Origin of the sequence: Chenggangzhangella methanolivorans (assembly GCF_019797865.1) — a bacterium.
Lineage (GTDB): Bacteria > Pseudomonadota > Alphaproteobacteria > Rhizobiales > Methylopilaceae > Methylopila > Methylopila methanolivorans.
Map to the genome: position 1 here is coordinate 4,836,134 of NZ_CP081869.1, position 15,861 is coordinate 4,851,994.

A 15,861-nucleotide genomic window follows, 5' to 3' on the forward strand; every position below is an offset into this window, starting at 1 on the left:
GACCTCAGCTCGTTCTGACGGCGGCTTCAAGAAACGGTGACCGATCGGAACAACACGCAATTCGGGCGCCAGTCCTGAGCGATCGCTTCGATGTCCAGATTGATTTCATTCAAGCCCTCGTCGGTCGACCCGAACGAGATGGTCGCGGACTTCCGGGCCGCGGACGAAATCTGAACTTCGGAGATCTCGTCGTTTGCGAAGATCCGCAAGCCCTCGATGGACGCCGCGAAGCTCGGATTGATGTCGAACGCGATGTCGATCTGGGAGAACGGGGCCTCAGCGTAGATCGTGACGCCGCCGCGCCGGCTTTCGAGCACGAGGCCGGAGTCCGGGACCACGCGCCAACCCTCCCGGACGACGACGCCTTTCGTTTCTCCTCCGAAGTCGACCGTCTCGCCGTTCGGGACGGACGAGGACAGCAGCCGCCGGAACTCGAGGCCGAACTGCTTCCAGGAGTAGTTTCGAACCGTCGTGGAGACGTCCTCCGTCGTATGATCCTGGGCCCATTCGACGGCCTTCACCACGTCGACGAGGCTGGGTTCGATGTCGATCAGATACCCGTTGCGCCGATGTTCGACGATGTCCTCCGCGAACCCCGTGCGCGTGATCACCGGCATGCGGTTGCAGAACATCGCCTCGATCAGCGGGATCGGACCGCCCTCGAGGCTCGAGAGCGACAAGTAGACGTCGAACTTGTGATAGTATTCGCCATAGGCATGATACGGCGGCGTCACGTAATCGAAGTTCGGCAACGACAGGAGTTCGTCGAACCGCGGCCACGCCTCCCAGATCAGGTTCTGGTTCTCGATGTCCTCGCGCGCCGGTCCGATCAACAGAAAATTGGTTCCCGGCATCGCCCGCACGAGTTCGAGCAGCAGGGCCGGGTTCTTGCGCTCGTAGTAGGCTCCCACCACGCCGACGGTCCGGCCGGTGCGCGGCGCCGTCGTGAAGACGTCGGGGTCGGCGCCCCCCAGAACGGTCGCGATCCGCTCGCTCTCGACGCCCATGAATTCGAGCGCGCGGCGATGGAACAGGTTGGCGGTCACGATCTTGGTCGCCATGTTCATCTTCGCGACGAAGCCGTCGCGCTTCACGCTGTCGAACACCGGATGCGTGAACCAGACGAAGCACTGCTTGTCGGCGAAGAATTCCGGATCCTGATCTCTGGCCATGAGATAAAGTTTGTAGTGGCCGAAGAAGTATCGCGGCGCGTTGGGCAGCCAGTTGGTGAACGAGCTGTTCCGCTCCGTGAAGACGATGCGATAGGAAAGCCCGGTGTTCTCCGCAATCACTCGGCAGATCTTTTCGAGGATCCAGCCCTTCGAGTTGATGTTGAGGACGAACACGATGTCGTAGATCGTCGCTGCGCTTGCGGACCACTGCGGATTGGTTTCGGTCGGCTCGACCAGCGGGAACGCGCTGGTCAGCATCTCGGGCAGGATTTCGAACCCGGGATATCCGCCCTCGGGCATGCCGATGGCGACCAGCGAACATCCGCCGCGCTCGACGATTTCGAACACCTCGTCGTCGAGCGTGATCCGGAATGCGCCGTCCGCCTCGCCGCCCGGTTGCGTGCAGTAGAAATCCGCGACGCGCCCCTGCTCGTTCCAGATTTCGAGGGTGACGTTCTTGTCGTCGAAGACGCTCGTCCGGCCGATCAGCGTTTTTTCATGGATCGAGGCGACATGGATCTGTGGAGCGCCGACGCCTTCTTCGATGACGAAGGTTTCGACGCGCTGCTTCAGCGCGAATTCGCCGGCTTCGGCTCGAGCCGAGAATGTGTGGGTCTGCCCATCGCGAAACGCTTGGGGGATCTCCATTCGGAACGTGTAGCTGCCATCCTGGACTTCGTCGCCCTTGATCGTTCGATCAAGTTTGTCCGACATGACCGAAAAAGTCGTGTCGTCGATCTGGATGGTAACTGCATGTCGTCGGTCGGGATCGCTACGATCGCGCAACCAACCGCTCAAGAAGCCGCGCTGATCAAACTTAAGCCAACCACCGAACTTCATCTGGCTTCAGGCCTCCCGATGACGCATCGCGACCGCCCTACGCAACGCGGTTAGTCTCTTAACAGCAGTTTTCACGCCTGAGAAGCGCTGAAAGACAAAGTGTGGCGCTTCGCCATGCGGCGTCTCCGCGCTGTCCAAGAAGAAAAGCTCAGGAAAAGAGACAAAATTCCGGTCCTACTTGAGGTAGAGAAGATCGGGCGGGCTTTCCGTCAAGGTTGCCATAAAAGTCTGCGTTCGCGAGCGATCTGAACGCGTCCGACTGCGTCGGCGGCGTCGTAAGCTTTCTCCTGGTGTCTTGAGCCGGCTTATTTAACTGGGCTCCGATCCAGGCCGCTTGCCGCCGTTCGTCGTCATCAAGCGCTTTCGCCGGCCGGAGGCCCGTAATAGTCCGCGTACCAGCGCACGAAGCGCTCGACCCCGACCGCGACCGGGGTCTCGGGACGAAAGCCCGTCAGCCGGAACAGCAGGTCGGCGCTCGCATAGGTGGCGGGGACGTCGCCCGGCTGCATCGGCATCAGATTGCGGATCGCCTTGCGGCCGGTCGAGGCCTCGATCGCCTCCACGAAATCGAGCAGCCGCACCGGATCGCCGTTGCCGATGTTCACCACCCTGAACGGAGCCGAGGCGGTGAAGGCGTCGGGGTCGTCGGTCGCCGCGCCGTCTCCCGGTTCGGACGGCGCGACGTCGGCCAGACGGATGATCGCCTCGGCGATGTCGTCCACATAGGTGAAGTCGCGGAGCATCTCGCCGTTGTTGTAGATGTCGATCGGTTCGCCGGCGAGCACGCCCTTGGTGAACTTGAACAGCGCCATGTCGGGCCGGCCCCAGGGGCCGTAGACGGTGAAGAACCGCAGCGCCGTGCTCGGGATCGCCCACAGATGGGCGTAGGCGTGCGCCATCGCCTCGGTGGCCTTCTTGGTCGCCGCGTAGAGCGTCAGCGGGCAGTCGGCGCGGTCGGTCTCATGGAACGGCATTTTTGGGTTCGCGCCATAGACCGAACTCGTCGAGGCGAACAGCAGGTGGCGCGGCCGATGCGCCCGGGCGAGCTCGAGGATGTTGAAGGTGCCGACCACGTTCGCGTCGATATAGGCGCGGGGGTTCTCGAGGCTGTAGCGCACGCCGGCCTGCGCCGCGAGATGGATCACCACGTCGGGCTTGGCCGCCTCATAGGCGGCCGTGAGCGCCGGCATGTCCTCCAGCATGATCTCATGGGCCGTGAAGGCGTGCGAGCGAGCCAAAAGCTCGCTGCGGCGCTGTTTCAGCGTGACGTCGTAATAGGGCGTCATGCCGTCGACGCCGACGACCTCGTGACCCGCGGCGAGCAGCCGTTCGGCGACATGAAAGCCGATGAAGCCGGCGGTGCCCGTCACGAAATAACGCAAGCTGTTCTCCAAACGGCGTGAGAGCCGCGCCCGGCTTTCCGATCGTCGACCCGCCGGCGGTCGCCGACCTCGATTCCCGAGCCCGGCGCCGCCGCTGGCATAGAGGCCGTTCCGGGCGGCGATCCGTCAAGCGCCCTCGGCCCGGCGAGCCCGCGGCGCGCGAAGAAGTTTGCGCGGTCAGTAATGCGGCGGCGGGCGATCGACGGGCGCGACGCCCGCTGCGGCGTCCTCCAGCCGCTCGGCCAGATGGGAGATCTCCCGCTTCAGCCGGTCGATGACCGCCCATTGCTCTGCGACGGTCTCGTTGAGCTGCTCGATCGTCAGCTCCTGATGGGCGTAGCGCGCCTCGAGCGCGTCGAGCCGGTCTGCGAGGCCGTCGGCGGGCGTCTCAAGAGATGGGCGAGCCATGCGTCAGTCCTCAAGCGTTTTGGGCCGCGACGGCCGCGTGCCGACATAGAGCGCGCCGGCCGCCACGAAGGCGATGGTCGCCCAGACCGCGATCGGCGGCGCGCCGGAGACAGACACGAGCGCGATCGACAGCGCCATGCCGGCGAACGCCATCGCCTTGGCCTTGACCGGGATCGCGCCGTCGCGCCGCCAGGCGATCACCGAGGGCCCGAGCTTCGGATGGTTCAGCAGCAAGGCTTCGAGGCGGGGCGACCCGCGCGCGAAACATGCGGCGGCGAGAATGAGGAACACGGTGCCGGGCATCACCGGCAGAATCACGCCCACGACGCCGACGCCCGTCAGCACGACGCCCGCGGCGATCCACAGCAGGCGCGCCGACCTCCTGGGCGCCTGCTTAGTGGCCGCCGCTTCGGAGTGAGGCCGGGAGTCTCGCAGGGGCGCGGGGGTCATGATCCGACGGCGTTCTATCGCATCGGCGGCGCGACGCTCCATAATTATGCGCTATTGTGCGTCGCGGCGCCGCTTTGGCGGGCCACGTTTCGAGGATCGCATGACGCAGACCTCCGCAGGTCCGATCGGCTCCAGCCCGCTGGGCCCGCTGGGCGAACCGGTCCCGCCCCCAAAACCCCGGGGGCTTGCGCGGCTGCGCAATTATTTCCTCACCGGCCTCGTGGTGGCGGGCCCGTCGCCATCACCATCTGGCTGACGCTCTGGCTCATCAACCTGATCGACAATTGGGTGAAGCCGCTCATTCCGCCGGCCTGGAACCCGAACAGCTACCTGCCCGTGGCGGTGCCGGGCGTCGGCGTGCTGGCCGCGATGATCGGCCTCACCATCCTCGGCTTCCTGACCGCCAATCTCGTCGGCCGAACGGTCGTGCAGTCGGGCGAAAACGTGCTGGACCGGATGCCGATCGTGCGCTCGCTGTACAAGGGCGTGAAGCAGATCTTCGAGACCGTGTTCAAGCAGGACGGGACGAGCTTCCGCCGCGTCGGCCTCATCGAATGGCCGGGACCGGGGCTGTGGTCGATCTGCTTCATCACGGAGCAGGCCAAGGGCGCGCTCGCCGCAGGTCTGCCGGGGCCGGACCACGTTTGTCTTTTCGTGCCCTGCACGCCCAACCCCACGACCGGCTACCTGGTGATGATCGAAGCCTCGAAGGTGATCGAGATCGGCGTGACGTCGGACGAGGCGTTCAAGCTCATCATGTCGATGGGCATCATCCAGCCGCCGGACCTTGCGGCGCTCGGGAAGACCGTCGAGAGGCACGCGCCGGAGCCGCAGCCGAAAGCTCAGCCCGACAACGCCGCGGCGGAATAAGCTGCGCTTAAAGATGGGCCGTTTTCGTTAAGCGGCCATGCGCCTGTCGCACGTCTCCCGGCGCCGCGCTTGCTTCGCTCTCCATGCGACGAAAGTCGCAGCATCAATGGAGAGTGAAAATGGGAATGGCGGAACTCGTGGTTGCGATCTGTCTGCAGGCGGAGCCCAGCGCCTGCCGGATTTTTCATCATCGACAGGCGTCGGCCTTCAACGGGTGCGCCGTCGTCGAGGACGACAGCCTCCGGATCGAGCCGGGTTGGTACCTCGCCCGCTGGACCTGTCGTTGGCGCAGGTGAGGCGTCAGTCGGCGAAGGCTTCCGCAAGGCGTTCGATGAGCCGGGCCACCGCCTCCGCCCCCGGATCGGGCACGCCCGACAATGCTGCGGACGGCACATAGGCCGACCGTCCGGCCTTGGCGGTCGCCATGGCCTTGGTCGAGTCGGCGCCCTTCCGCGCGGCGACGGCCGCGTCGCGGAGCGAGCCCGTCCGCGCGAAGGCCTCGATCGCCGGGTCGAGCGCGTCGATCATCGTGCGGTCGCCGACCGTCGCGCCGCCATAGCGCGTCATGCGCGCAAGGCCCTCGCGGAACGCGCCGGCCCATGACGGATCGTTCTTGAAGGCGGCGCCCGCCGCGGTGAAGAACGTCGCGAGCAGCACGCCGCTGCTGCCGCCGGCGACGCGCGACAGCATGTGGCCGATCGCGCCGAGCAACGCGGAACCGTCGGCCATCGGCAGCCGGTCGATCCGCGATTCGACGGCTGAGGCCGCCGCCGCGAACGTGCCGCCGGCGTCGCCGTCTCCGACCTTGGCGTCGAGCGCGTCGATCTCGTCCGCGATCTCCTTCAGCCGCGCGGTCCCGACCGTCAGCGCCTTCCGGACGACCGGATCGTCCGAGGGCGCTGAGTCCGGCCCGTCGTCGATCGCGGGCGCATCGACGAGCCGCGTCGCCTCGAACGGCCTGGCGGGACGCCACGCGGCGCTGGTCGCCGGAGCCGATAGGGCCGTGCGGCGCGCTTCGTCGAGGGTCAGCGCGGTGAGCGAAAACCCTCGCATGTCGAGCGAGGTCATCAGCGGCTCGGGACCGACCACGAGATCGATCCGCCCGGCGATCGGCGCGCGCGCGACCGCGCCCATCACGATCGCCATTTCGAGCGGCGAGACGCCGCCGAGCGAGTTCACCATGAGGGCGATGCGGTCTTCCGCGGAGAGGCGCGCCTCGATCTGCTCCGCGACGCGCGCGACCAGCCGGTCGGCCTCCTCGAACGCGATCGTCTCGCGCCCGGGCTCGCCGTGGATGCCGAGGCCAAGCTCCGCCTTGTCGGCGGGGATGCGCTCCTCGCGCTCGGCGCCCGGGACCGCGCAGGTCGTCAGCGACAGACCGAGCGAGCGCAGGTTCGCGGCGGCGTCCTCGGCGCGGGCCTTCACCTCGGAGAGCGAGGCGCCGGAGGCGGCGGCGGCGCCCGCCAGCTTGTGCACGAGCAGCGTGCCGGCGATCCCGCGCGGCTGGGCGGCGTCGGGTATCGCGACGTCGTCGCCGACGACCACCATCTCGACGGCAAGGCCGAGGACGCGGGCGCGTTCGGCCGCAAGGCCGAAGTTCAGCCGGTCGCCGGTGTAGTTCTTCACGATCAGCAGGCAGCCGGGCTCGCCCGTGACCGCAAGGATGGCGGACAGAACGGCGTCGACGCTCGGCGATGCGAATACCTCGCCGCAGACGGCCGCGGTCAACAGGCCTTCGCCGACGAAGCCGGCATGGGCCGGCTCGTGGCCGGAGCCGCCGCCCGAGACCAGCGCGACGCGGGCGCGGTCCCAGTCCGAACGCAGCACCACCTTGATGTCCGGATAGGCGTCGAGACGGGCGAGCTTCAGGCCGCCGGCGCCAGCCAGGAACCCGTCGATCGCGTCGGTGACGACGGCGTCGCGGCCGTTCATGAAGCTCTTCATCGGGCGGTCCTCGGCCTCAGATCATCGGCAAGTGGCGCGGCTTCGGACCGCGCGGGAACGCGGCGTCGAGCGCTACGATCTGGGCCTCGGACAGAACGAGGTCGCCCGCCGTCGCATTGTCGAGCGCATGCGCGGCGGAGCCCGCCTTCGGGATCGGAAACACGGACGGACGCCGCGCCAGAAAGGCGAGGGCGACCGCGCGCGGGCTGGCGTCGACATCGGCCGCGACCGCGGCAAGCGCCTTGCCGGAAGGGGAGGATGGCGAGGGGAAATCGCCGCTGCCGAACGGGCTGTAGCCGACGACCGCGACGCCGTTCCGCTCACACCACGGGATGACGGCGTGCTCGATGGCGCGCTCCTCGAGATGGTAGAGCACCTGATTGCAGGCGATCCGTCCCGCGCCTGCGATCGCGAGCGCCTCGTCGAGGTCGCGGACGTCGAAATTGCTGACGCCCCACGAGAGGATCTTGCCGTCGGACACGAGGCGCTCGAACGCCTCGATGGTCTCGGCGAGCGGCGCCGAGCCGCGCCAATGCAGCAGGTAGCAGTCGAGGCGGTCTGTCTTCAGGCGCTTCAGGCTGCGCTCGCAGGCCGCGAGCGTGCCGGCCTTAGAGGCGTTCGACGGCAAAACTTTCGAGACCAGAAAGATTTGGTCGCGTCGCCCCGCGACGGCCTCGGCGACCAGCGGTTCAGCCTCGCCATACATCTCGGCCGTGTCGACATGGGTCATGCCGGCGTCGAGGCCGGCTCTCAGCGCCGCAAGCGCCCCGGGGCGGGCGTCGTCGTCGAGCCGCCAGGTGCCCTGGCCGATGCGGCAGACGGGGAGGAGGGGGCCGAAAGGAAGGGCTTTCATCGCCGATGGGTTTTGCGTCCGAAAGCGGGAGGTCAAGGGTCGGAGGCATGGCGGAGGCGAACTGCGTGCTTCGAGACCCGCCTGCGGCGCGCCTCAGCATGAGGAGGTCCGGGGTCTGCAAAGCGTTTGGGATCCGCAAAGCAGAAGTGGTTCTCAGCTCCGCTTCACCAACTGATGCATTCGGTGCGGCTGGCGCAGCGCAAAGCCGTTCGCGACGGGCTCGCCATGCTCGGCGACGAGCCTCTCGACGTCGGCCCGGGCGCCCGCAAGCGCGATTTCGCGGGCGGGATCTGCGGACACGAGCGCTCTGAGGAACGCCTCGACGTCCGGAAAGGCGTTGAGACGCTCATATTCCAGCGTTTCCATCAGTCGGAGCGGCCCGCCCTCGGCGCAGGCCGTCGCGATCGCTGCCTGGGCTTCGGCGCGCGCTTCCGTCTCGTCCTCCACCGGCCGCATGGCGGCGAAGAACGAGCCTTCGGCGAGCGGCTCCACGATCACGACCGGCGCGCCGGGCTTGGCCACCCGCCCCATCTCGGCCAGCGCGCCCGCCTGGGACGCGACCGGCACGTGGTGGAGGCTGTTCAGCATGACGACGCCGTCGAAGCTTGCATCGGGGAACGGCAAAGCCTCGGCGCTCGCCTGCTCGACGCGGGCCGCCGGCGCGGCGGTTCGCGCGGCGGAGACCGCGGCGGCGTCCGGATCGACCGCCGCCACGCCGGCGCCGCGCCCGAGCAGGGCTGCGGCGAGCCGTCCGTGTCCGCATCCGGCGTCGAGCACGCTGCGGCCCGAAACCTCGCCGAGCGCCTCGAAAATCACGGTCAGCGTGTCGGCGACCGGCCGCGCGCTCACGCGGCGGACTCGAGCGCCTCGGCGCGGATCGCCGCGGTGTGCTCTCCGAGCGCCGGCGGGGCGGCGCAGGCGGTGGCGGCGGTGAGCGGGGAGGTGGGCAGGTCGAAGGTCTCGCCCGACGGCAGCGTCGCGGTCATGCGGGTGAGCGCGGGGTGGCCCGCCATGTCGGCGACGTCCGACACTTTGGCCCAGGCGAGCTGGTTGGCCTCGAGCCTTGCGATCATCTCGGCGCGGGTGAACCGGCCGAACACCTCGTCGATGAGCGCGATCAGCGGCTCGCGATTCTCGACGCGGCCCGGATTGTCGGCGAAGCGCGGGTCGGTCGCGACCTCGGGGCGCTCCAGCACCTTGTCGCAGAAGCGGCGCCATTCGGGCGGGCTCTGGACGACGATCACCACTCCGCCGTCCCGGCAGCTGGCGACGTGATAGGGGAAGATCGACGCATGGCTCAGGCCCGTGCGCGGCGTCACCCTGCCCTGATGCTCATAGTGCAGGAACGGCACCGCCATCCACTCGGCCATCGAGTCGAACATCGCGATCTCGATCGCCTTGCCGCGTCCCGTCCGCTCGCGCTCGTAAAGCGCCTGCATCACGGCCGCATGGGCGTTCATGCCGGTGCCGATGTCGGCGATCGAGACGCCGACCTTGACCGCCTCGTCCGGCGTTCCGGTGACGCTGCAAACGCCGCTCTCGGCCTGCACCAACATGTCGTAGGCGCGCAAGGAGCGCGCCTCGGTCGACTGCCGGTAGCCCACGATGTCGACCGCGATCAGCCTCGGATATTTCTCCGTCAGCTCCTTGGCCCCGAGCCCGAGACGGACGCTCGCGCCGGGCGCGAGGTTCTGGACGAAGACGTCGGCCTTCGCGACCAGCGCATGGGCGAGGGCGAGATCCTCCCCGGACTTCAGGTCGAGCGCCGCGCTTTCCTTGCCGCGGTTCAGCCAGGCGAAATAGGCGCTGATCCCCTTCACGCTGCGGTCGTAGTGGCGGGCGGTGTCGCCGTCGAGCCGCTCGAGCTTGATGACGCGGGCCCCGGCGTCGGCGAGCCGCATGGTGCACATCGGCGCGGCGACCGCCTGTTCGAGCGCGACCACGAGAAGTCCTTCAAGCGGGCGGGTCATGGCTGTCCTTCTGTCCGCGGTTCGGGGCGGCGCGAGTATCCGCGCATAGGTCGCGCGAGACATATACCGATCCGGCATATCGCATCGAACGATTTGCTATTCGATGTATCGCGGCCGTCTTCCTAGCGTGCGCCCAAACAAACGACAGCGCCGGAGGAAGCCCCGATGCAGACCACCTATGGCGACCAGCATGTCGAGATCCGCGAGGCGGTGCGCGCGCTCTGCGCCGATTTTCCGGCCGAGTATCACCGCAAGGTCGATGAGGCGCGCGGCTATCCGGAAGAGTTCGTCGACGCGCTGACCAAGGCCGGCTGGATGGCGGCGCTGATCCCCGAAGCGTATGGCGGCTCGGGCCTTGGGCTCACCGAGGCCTCGGTGATCATGGAGGAGATCAACCGCTCGGGCGGCAATTCCGGCGCCTGCCACGGCCAGATGTACAACATGAACACGCTGATCCGGCACGGCTCGGAGGCGCAGCGCCAGACGTACCTGCCGAGGATCGCCGCCGGGGAGCTGCGCCTTCAGTCCATGGGCGTGACCGAGCCGACGGCCGGCACCGACACCACCAAGATCAAGACCACGGCGGTGAGGAAGGGCGACCGCTACGTCATCAACGGCCAGAAGGTCTGGATCTCGCGGGTCCAGCACTCCGACCTCATGATCCTGCTCGCGCGCACCACGCCGCTCTCGGAGGTGAAGAAGAAGTCCGAAGGCATGTCGATCTTCCTCGTCGACCTCCATGAGGCGGTGAAGACCGGCATGACGGTGCGGCCCATCGCCAACATGGTCAATCACGAGACGAATGAACTGTTCTTCGACGATCTCGAGATCCCGGCCGAAAACCTGATCGGCGAGGAGGGGCAGGGGTTCAAATACATCCTCACAGGCCTCAACGCCGAGCGCACCTTGATCGCGGCGGAGTGCATCGGCGACGGCTACTGGTTCATCGACAAGGTCTCGGCCTACACCAAGGAGCGCACCGTGTTCGGCCGGCCGATCGCCCAGAACCAGGGCGTGCAGTTCCCGATCGCCGAAAGCTTCATCGAGGTCGAGGCGGCCAATCTCATGCGCTTCGAGGCCTGCCGGCTTTACGACGCCGGCGAGCCCTGCGGCGCGCAGGCCAACATGGCGAAGTATCTGGCCGCCAAGGCCTCCTGGGAGGCGGCCAACGCCTGCCTCCAGTTCCACGGCGGCTTCGGCTTCGCGGCGGAGTACGACGTCGAGCGCAAGTTCCGCGAGACGCGGCTCTACCAGGTGGCGCCGATCTCCACGAACCTGATCCTGGCGCATGTGGCCGAGCACATTCTGGGGATGCCGCGGTCGTTTTGAGGTTTTGGCTGAGGAGAGGAGCTGCGTGCTTCGAGACGCGGCCTGAGGGCCGCTCCTCAGCATGAGGACCGTTGAGGCTCCTGAAAGCCCAAACCTCCCTCATGCTGAGGAGCCCGCGTCAGCGGGCGTCTCGAAGCACGCACTCCATCTCCGCCGTCATGCTCGCGCCTTCGCGCGGGTATCCACGACTTCGGCGTAGCGCTCGACGATCCCAGAAAGTCGTGGATGCCCGCAACGAACTCGCTGAACGCGCACCGGGCATGACCGCTGTGGTTCAGGCGGCGAGTTTGTGCCCAAGCCACACCCCACGCCCCACCAACTCCGCGGCCATTTCGGCGAAGGCGTCGCCCACGAAGCGCGCCGCGGGGCTGACCGGGCGGTCGGCCGGATAGGCGATCACCACCCGCCGCGTCGGCGTCGGATCGACCAGCGGCGCCGCCGTCAGCTCGCCGCGCTCCACCTGCGCGAAGATCGGCGCGAGCGGCAGGATGGTGGGGCCAAACCCCGCGCGCACCAGCGCGATCATGCCTCCATAGGTGTCGGCCTCGACGCTGGCGATGAGCTGGATGTCGGCCCGCCGGGCGCAGTCCTCCATGATGGCGCGGAGGCCGTGGCGCGGGCTCGGCAGCACCAGCGGCCGGTCGGCGAGGCGCGCGAAGGGCAGGGCCTCGTCGCGGCTGAGGCGGTCGGAGGCCGAGCCGACCAGCAGCAGGCTCTCGGTCAGCAGCGGCCGCACCCGCAGCGAGCGCATCGGCTGCGGGTCGTAAGTGAGGCCGATGTCGATCTCGCCGCGCTGCAGCCAGTCGATCACATGGCCGGAAAACGCAGAGGAAAAGCGCATCTGCAGGTTCGGATGCTCGGTCCGGATCTTCGCCGCGAGCGACACGGTGGCGATCTCCGCGATGGTGGACGTCATGCCGATCGCGACCATTCCGCGGAACGACTGCCGCCCTTCCGACGCCACCGCGCGGATCTGGTCGAGCTCGGCCATCACCCTGGTCGCGTGGGCGAGCACGTCGCGGCCGATCTCGGTGATCAGCATGCCGCGTCCATGGCGCTCGAACAGCGGCTGGCCGATCTCCTCCTCGAGCATCCGGATCTGGCGGCTGAGCGCGGGCTGGGCGATGTGCAGCCGGTCGGCGGCCTTCGAGAGACTCCCGAGCTCGGCCACGTGGATCAGCGTTTTGAGCTGCTGGACGTCCATGCAAAGCGCCTTCCGTGCCTTCGACGAATTCGAAAGCTGGTTTCGGAACATAACATTTCTCGAAGGCTCCGGCGCTCGCTAGTCTCGGGCGACGAGCGTCCCGCGATACCGCAGGGAGGCCGCTTCAAGGCCCGCACGAAGGCCGCACCGGGAGGACAGCATGAGATTTGGAAAGGCCGCGGCCGCAGCTGTGTTCGGCCTCGCGCTCGCCATGGGGCCGGCGAGGGCGGAGTTCCCGAGCGGTCCCGTGACGCTGCTGGTGCCGTTCGCGGCCGGCGGGCCGACCGACGTCGTGGCCCGCCTCGTCGCCAAGGTGATGGAGAGGGAGCTCGGCAAGCCGGTGCTGGTCGAGAACGCCACCGGCGCCGGCGGCACGCTCGCCTCCGGGCGACTGGCGCGTTCCACGCCCGACGGCCAGACCGTGTTGCTGCATCACATGGGCATCACCACGAGCGCCACGCTCTACCGCAAGCTCGCCTACGACCCGAAGACCGCCTTCGACTTCGTCGGGCAGGTGACCACGGTGCCGATGCTGCTCGTCAGCCGCCCGGATTTCCCGCCGGCCGACTTCAAGGCGCTGCTCGCTTATCTCAAGGACAACAAGGACAAGGTGACGCTCGCCAACGCCGGCCCCGGCGCAGTGAGCCATGTCTGCGGCATGTATTTCATGCAGCTCACCGGCATCAAGCTGACGACCGTTCCTTACAAGGGCACCGGCCCGGCCATGACCGACACGATGGGCGGGCAGGTCGACCTGCTCTGCGACCAGACCACCGGCGCGACCGGCCCGGTGAAAAACCACAAGGTCAAGGCGTATGCGACCGCCACCAGGGAGCGCATCGCCGTGCTGCCGGACGTGCCGACCGCGGCTGAGCAGGGCCTCAACGGCTTCGAGGTCGGCGTCTGGCACGGCATGTACGTCCCGGCGGGCACGCCGAAGCCGACGATCGACAAGCTCTCGGCGGCGCTGAAGGCCGCGCTGCACGATCCGGAGGTGAAGCAGCGCTTCGCAGATCTCGGCACCGCGCCGGTGACGGACGAGGAGGCGACGCCGGAGAACCTCAAGGCGAAGTATTTTTCCGAGCTCGACCGCTGGGCCCCGATCATCAAGGCCGCGGGGGAGTTCGCGGACTGAGGTCGGACGCATTCCTTCATGAGGGGCGAGCCCTCTCAGTATCCCTCCCCCTTGCGGGGAGGGTGAGGGTGGGGGTGGTTCAGGATCGAGCGCCCACTTGGGCGTAGAGCCATGTCACCCTCAGCGCTTCATCCGGAACCACCCCCACCCCTAACCCCTCCCCGCAAGGGGGAGGGGGAAAGAAACCGCAGCGCTCGCCAAAATTTCGAGGACCGCCGCCATGACTGACATCCTGCCCGCCTACAAGATCGTCGGCGAACGCCGCTTCCGGGAGATCTCGGGCCTCCACTGGGAGGATTTCGAGCCCGGAGACACCTACGAGCACCGCCCCGGCCGCACCGTGCTCGACGTCGACAATGTCTGGTTCACGCTGCTCACGATGAATACGCAGCAGGTCCATTTCGACGCGGCCTACGCCGACAAGACCGAATGGAAGAAGCTCTTGGTCGACTCGACCTTCACGCTGTCGCTCCTCACCGGCATGAGCGTACGGACGGTGAGCGCCCGCGTCGTCGCAAATCTCGGCTGGGACAAGGTGAGGGCGACCGCCCCGGTGTTCGCCGGCGACACGCTCTACGCCGAGAGCACGGTCATCTCGAAGCGCGAGTCCAAGAGCCGGCCGGGGCAGGGGATCGTCACAGTCTCGACCCGCGGCCTCAACCAGGACGGCGTCGAAGTGATGAGCTTCGAGCGCACCATGCTGGTCTATCGCCGCGGCCATGCGCCCGACGACGCCGCGAACTACTGACGGGGTGACGCGACGGGGCAGGCGGCCCCATATGGGATCGAAGCCCCATGGCCCCACGAAGCAAAAGGTCCCCGTGACCCTCAGCATCCCGTTCGACAACAGCTACGCCCGCTTGCCCGAAGCCTTCTTCGCGCGCACGCCCCCGACGCCGGTCGAGGCGCCGAAGCTCGTGGCGCTAAACCGGAAGCTCGCCGCGGAGCTCGGCCTCGACGCCGACGCGCTCGACACGGCCGAGGGCGCGGCGGCGCTCGCGGGCAACGCGATTCTTCCGGGCGCGGACCCGATCGCGACCGCTTACGCCGGCCACCAGTTCGGCCAGTTCGTGCCGCAGCTCGGCGACGGCCGGGCGATCCTGCTCGGCGAGGTGGTCGACAGGGCCGGACGCCGCCGGGACATCCAGCTGAAGGGGGCGGGGATCACGCCGTTCTCCCGCCGCGGCGACGGCCGCGCGGCGCTCGGGCCTGTCTTGCGCGAATATCTCGTCAGCGAGGCGATGGCGGCGCTCGGCGTGCCCACCACCCGCGCGCTCGCGGCGGTGACGACAGGCGAGCGCGTCTATCGCCAGACCGCGCTTCCGGGCGCCGTGCTGACCCGCGTCGCAGCGAGCCACATCCGCGTCGGCACCTTCCAGTTCTTCGCCGCGCGCCGGAACCACGAGGCGTTGAAGAGCCTGCTCGACCATGTGGTCGCGCGGCACTATCCGCAGCTCGAGCAGCGCGATGACAAGGCCGTGGCGCTGCTCGAAGCGGTGATCGCGCGTCAGGCCGCGCTCATCGCGCAATGGCTGCACATCGGCTTCGTCCATGGCGTGATGAACACCGACAACTGCTCGGTCGCCGGAGAGACCATCGACTACGGCCCGTGCGCCTTCATCGACGGCTACGATCCGGGAGCCGTGTTCTCCTCGATCGACGAGCGCGGCCGCTACGCCTATGGGGCGCAGCCCGGCATCGGGCTCTGGAACCTGACGCGCCTCGCCGAATGCCTGATCCCGCTGATGTCTGAGGAGGAGGATAAAGCCGTGGCGGCGGCCGAAGCCGCGCTGTCGCGCTTTGCGCCGGCCTTCGAGGCGGCGAGCATCGAGGGCTATCGCCGCAAGCTCGGCCTGACGACGAGCCAGGACGACGACGTGCGCCTCATCGGGGAGCTGCTGGCGCTGATGGCCGAGAACCGCGCGGACAACACTCTGACGTTCCGCCGCCTCGGCGCCTACGCCGACGGCTCGCGGCCCGACGCGATGGGCGTGCTGTTCGAGAACCCGACCGGATTCGCCGCCTGGGGCGAGCGCTATCGCGCGCGGCTTGCGACGGACGGCGGCGATCCCGCGGACCGTCGCGCGGCCATGGACGCCGCGAACCCGGCGATCATTCCGCGCAACCACCGGGTCGAGGAGGTTATCGCCGCGGCTGTGGAGGAGGGCGACATGGCTCCTTTCGAGCGCCTCCATGCGGCGCTCGAAAAACCCTTCGACCGCGCGGCCGATGACAGCCCCTACGCCTCCCCGCCGCCCGGCGACTTCGGGCCCTACCGCACCTTTTGCGGCACCTGAGCGAGGA

At 68.0% G+C, this 15,861-nt stretch carries 15 protein-coding genes; 6 read left to right on the forward strand and 9 right to left on the reverse strand.

Translation table 11 applies throughout. The features are described 5' to 3' along the window. Positions 1-26 precede the first annotated feature (26 nt). The 4 genes from K6K41_RS25410 to K6K41_RS25425 form a co-directional block, all read right to left on the reverse strand. Positions 27-1,886, reverse strand: coding sequence for a glycosyltransferase family 4 protein (locus K6K41_RS25410; protein ID WP_261402824.1), 1,860 nt, complete (start codon positions 1,884-1,886; stop codon positions 27-29). A 479-nt stretch (positions 1,887-2,365) separates the two neighbouring features. Next, positions 2,366-3,394, reverse strand: a complete 1,029-nt coding sequence (locus K6K41_RS25415) for an NAD-dependent epimerase (protein WP_261402825.1) — start codon at positions 3,392-3,394, stop codon at positions 2,366-2,368. Positions 3,395-3,571: 177 nt separating this feature from the next. After that, entirely contained in the window at positions 3,572-3,802 is a 231-nt protein-coding gene (locus K6K41_RS25420) for a SlyX family protein (RefSeq protein ID WP_261402826.1), read from the reverse strand. A 3-nt stretch (positions 3,803-3,805) separates the two neighbouring features. Beyond that, complete coding sequence (locus tag K6K41_RS25425; RefSeq protein WP_261402827.1) at positions 3,806-4,252, reverse strand: YbaN family protein; 447 nt, start codon at positions 4,250-4,252, stop codon at positions 3,806-3,808. Between the two features lie 100 nt (positions 4,253-4,352). Here K6K41_RS25425 and K6K41_RS25430 point away from each other — a divergent pair, with 100 nt between their 5' ends. Next, positions 4,353-4,508, forward strand: coding sequence for a hypothetical protein (locus K6K41_RS25430; RefSeq protein WP_261402828.1), 156 nt, complete (start codon positions 4,353-4,355; stop codon positions 4,506-4,508). Between the two features lie 32 nt (positions 4,509-4,540). After that, positions 4,541-5,122 carry a DUF502 domain-containing protein gene (locus K6K41_RS25435; RefSeq protein WP_261402829.1) on the forward strand — a complete coding sequence of 194 codons (582 nt, stop codon included), beginning with the start codon at positions 4,541-4,543 and terminating at the stop codon, positions 5,120-5,122. A 300-nt stretch (positions 5,123-5,422) separates the two neighbouring features. On the opposite strand, the gene K6K41_RS25440 is transcribed toward K6K41_RS25435, so the two are convergent. The 4 genes from K6K41_RS25440 to K6K41_RS25455 all read right to left on the reverse strand — a co-directional run bounded on the left by K6K41_RS25440 (position 5,423) and on the right by K6K41_RS25455 (position 9,889). Further along, complete coding sequence (locus tag K6K41_RS25440) at positions 5,423-7,066, reverse strand: dihydroxyacetone kinase subunit DhaK (RefSeq protein WP_261402830.1); 1,644 nt, start codon at positions 7,064-7,066, stop codon at positions 5,423-5,425. A gap of 16 nt (positions 7,067-7,082) precedes the next feature. Next, a complete protein-coding gene (locus K6K41_RS25445) occupies positions 7,083-7,919 on the reverse strand; it encodes an aldo/keto reductase (RefSeq protein ID WP_261402831.1) in 837 nt (278 codons plus the stop codon). 153 nt (positions 7,920-8,072) lie between these two features. Then, positions 8,073-8,768: a class I SAM-dependent methyltransferase gene (locus K6K41_RS25450; protein ID WP_261402832.1), complete on the reverse strand. Its 696-nt coding sequence runs from the start codon at positions 8,766-8,768 to the stop codon at positions 8,073-8,075. After that, positions 8,765-9,889, reverse strand: coding sequence for a CaiB/BaiF CoA transferase family protein (locus tag K6K41_RS25455; RefSeq protein ID WP_261402833.1), 1,125 nt, complete (start codon positions 9,887-9,889; stop codon positions 8,765-8,767). The genes K6K41_RS25450 and K6K41_RS25455 overlap by 4 nt, the downstream gene beginning before the upstream one ends. Before the next feature lie 165 nt (positions 9,890-10,054). On the opposite strand from K6K41_RS25455, the gene K6K41_RS25460 reads away from it, so the two are divergent. Further along, complete coding sequence (locus K6K41_RS25460) at positions 10,055-11,218, forward strand: acyl-CoA dehydrogenase family protein (protein ID WP_261402834.1); 1,164 nt, start codon at positions 10,055-10,057, stop codon at positions 11,216-11,218. A 274-nt stretch (positions 11,219-11,492) separates the two neighbouring features. On the opposite strand, the gene K6K41_RS25465 is transcribed toward K6K41_RS25460, so the two are convergent. Further along, positions 11,493-12,422 carry a LysR family transcriptional regulator gene (locus K6K41_RS25465; RefSeq protein ID WP_261402835.1) on the reverse strand — a complete coding sequence of 310 codons (930 nt, stop codon included), beginning with the start codon at positions 12,420-12,422 and terminating at the stop codon, positions 11,493-11,495. Between the two features lie 160 nt (positions 12,423-12,582). On the opposite strand from K6K41_RS25465, the gene K6K41_RS25470 reads away from it, so the two are divergent. The 3 genes from K6K41_RS25470 to K6K41_RS25480 all read left to right on the forward strand — a co-directional run bounded on the left by K6K41_RS25470 (position 12,583) and on the right by K6K41_RS25480 (position 15,854). Continuing rightward, positions 12,583-13,557, forward strand: coding sequence for a tripartite tricarboxylate transporter substrate-binding protein (locus K6K41_RS25470; protein ID WP_261402836.1), 975 nt, complete (start codon positions 12,583-12,585; stop codon positions 13,555-13,557). 220 nt (positions 13,558-13,777) lie between these two features. Next, the gene (gene ripB, locus K6K41_RS25475; protein WP_261402837.1) at positions 13,778-14,305 is read left to right on the forward strand and encodes a (R)-specific enoyl-CoA hydratase RipB/Ich; all 528 of its coding nucleotides are present in this window, start codon (positions 13,778-13,780) and stop codon (positions 14,303-14,305) included. 73 nt (positions 14,306-14,378) lie between these two features. Next, on the forward strand, positions 14,379-15,854 hold the full coding sequence (locus tag K6K41_RS25480; protein ID WP_261402838.1) for a protein adenylyltransferase SelO: 1,476 nt from the start codon (positions 14,379-14,381) through the stop codon (positions 15,852-15,854). The last annotated feature ends 7 nt before the right edge of the window (positions 15,855-15,861 follow it).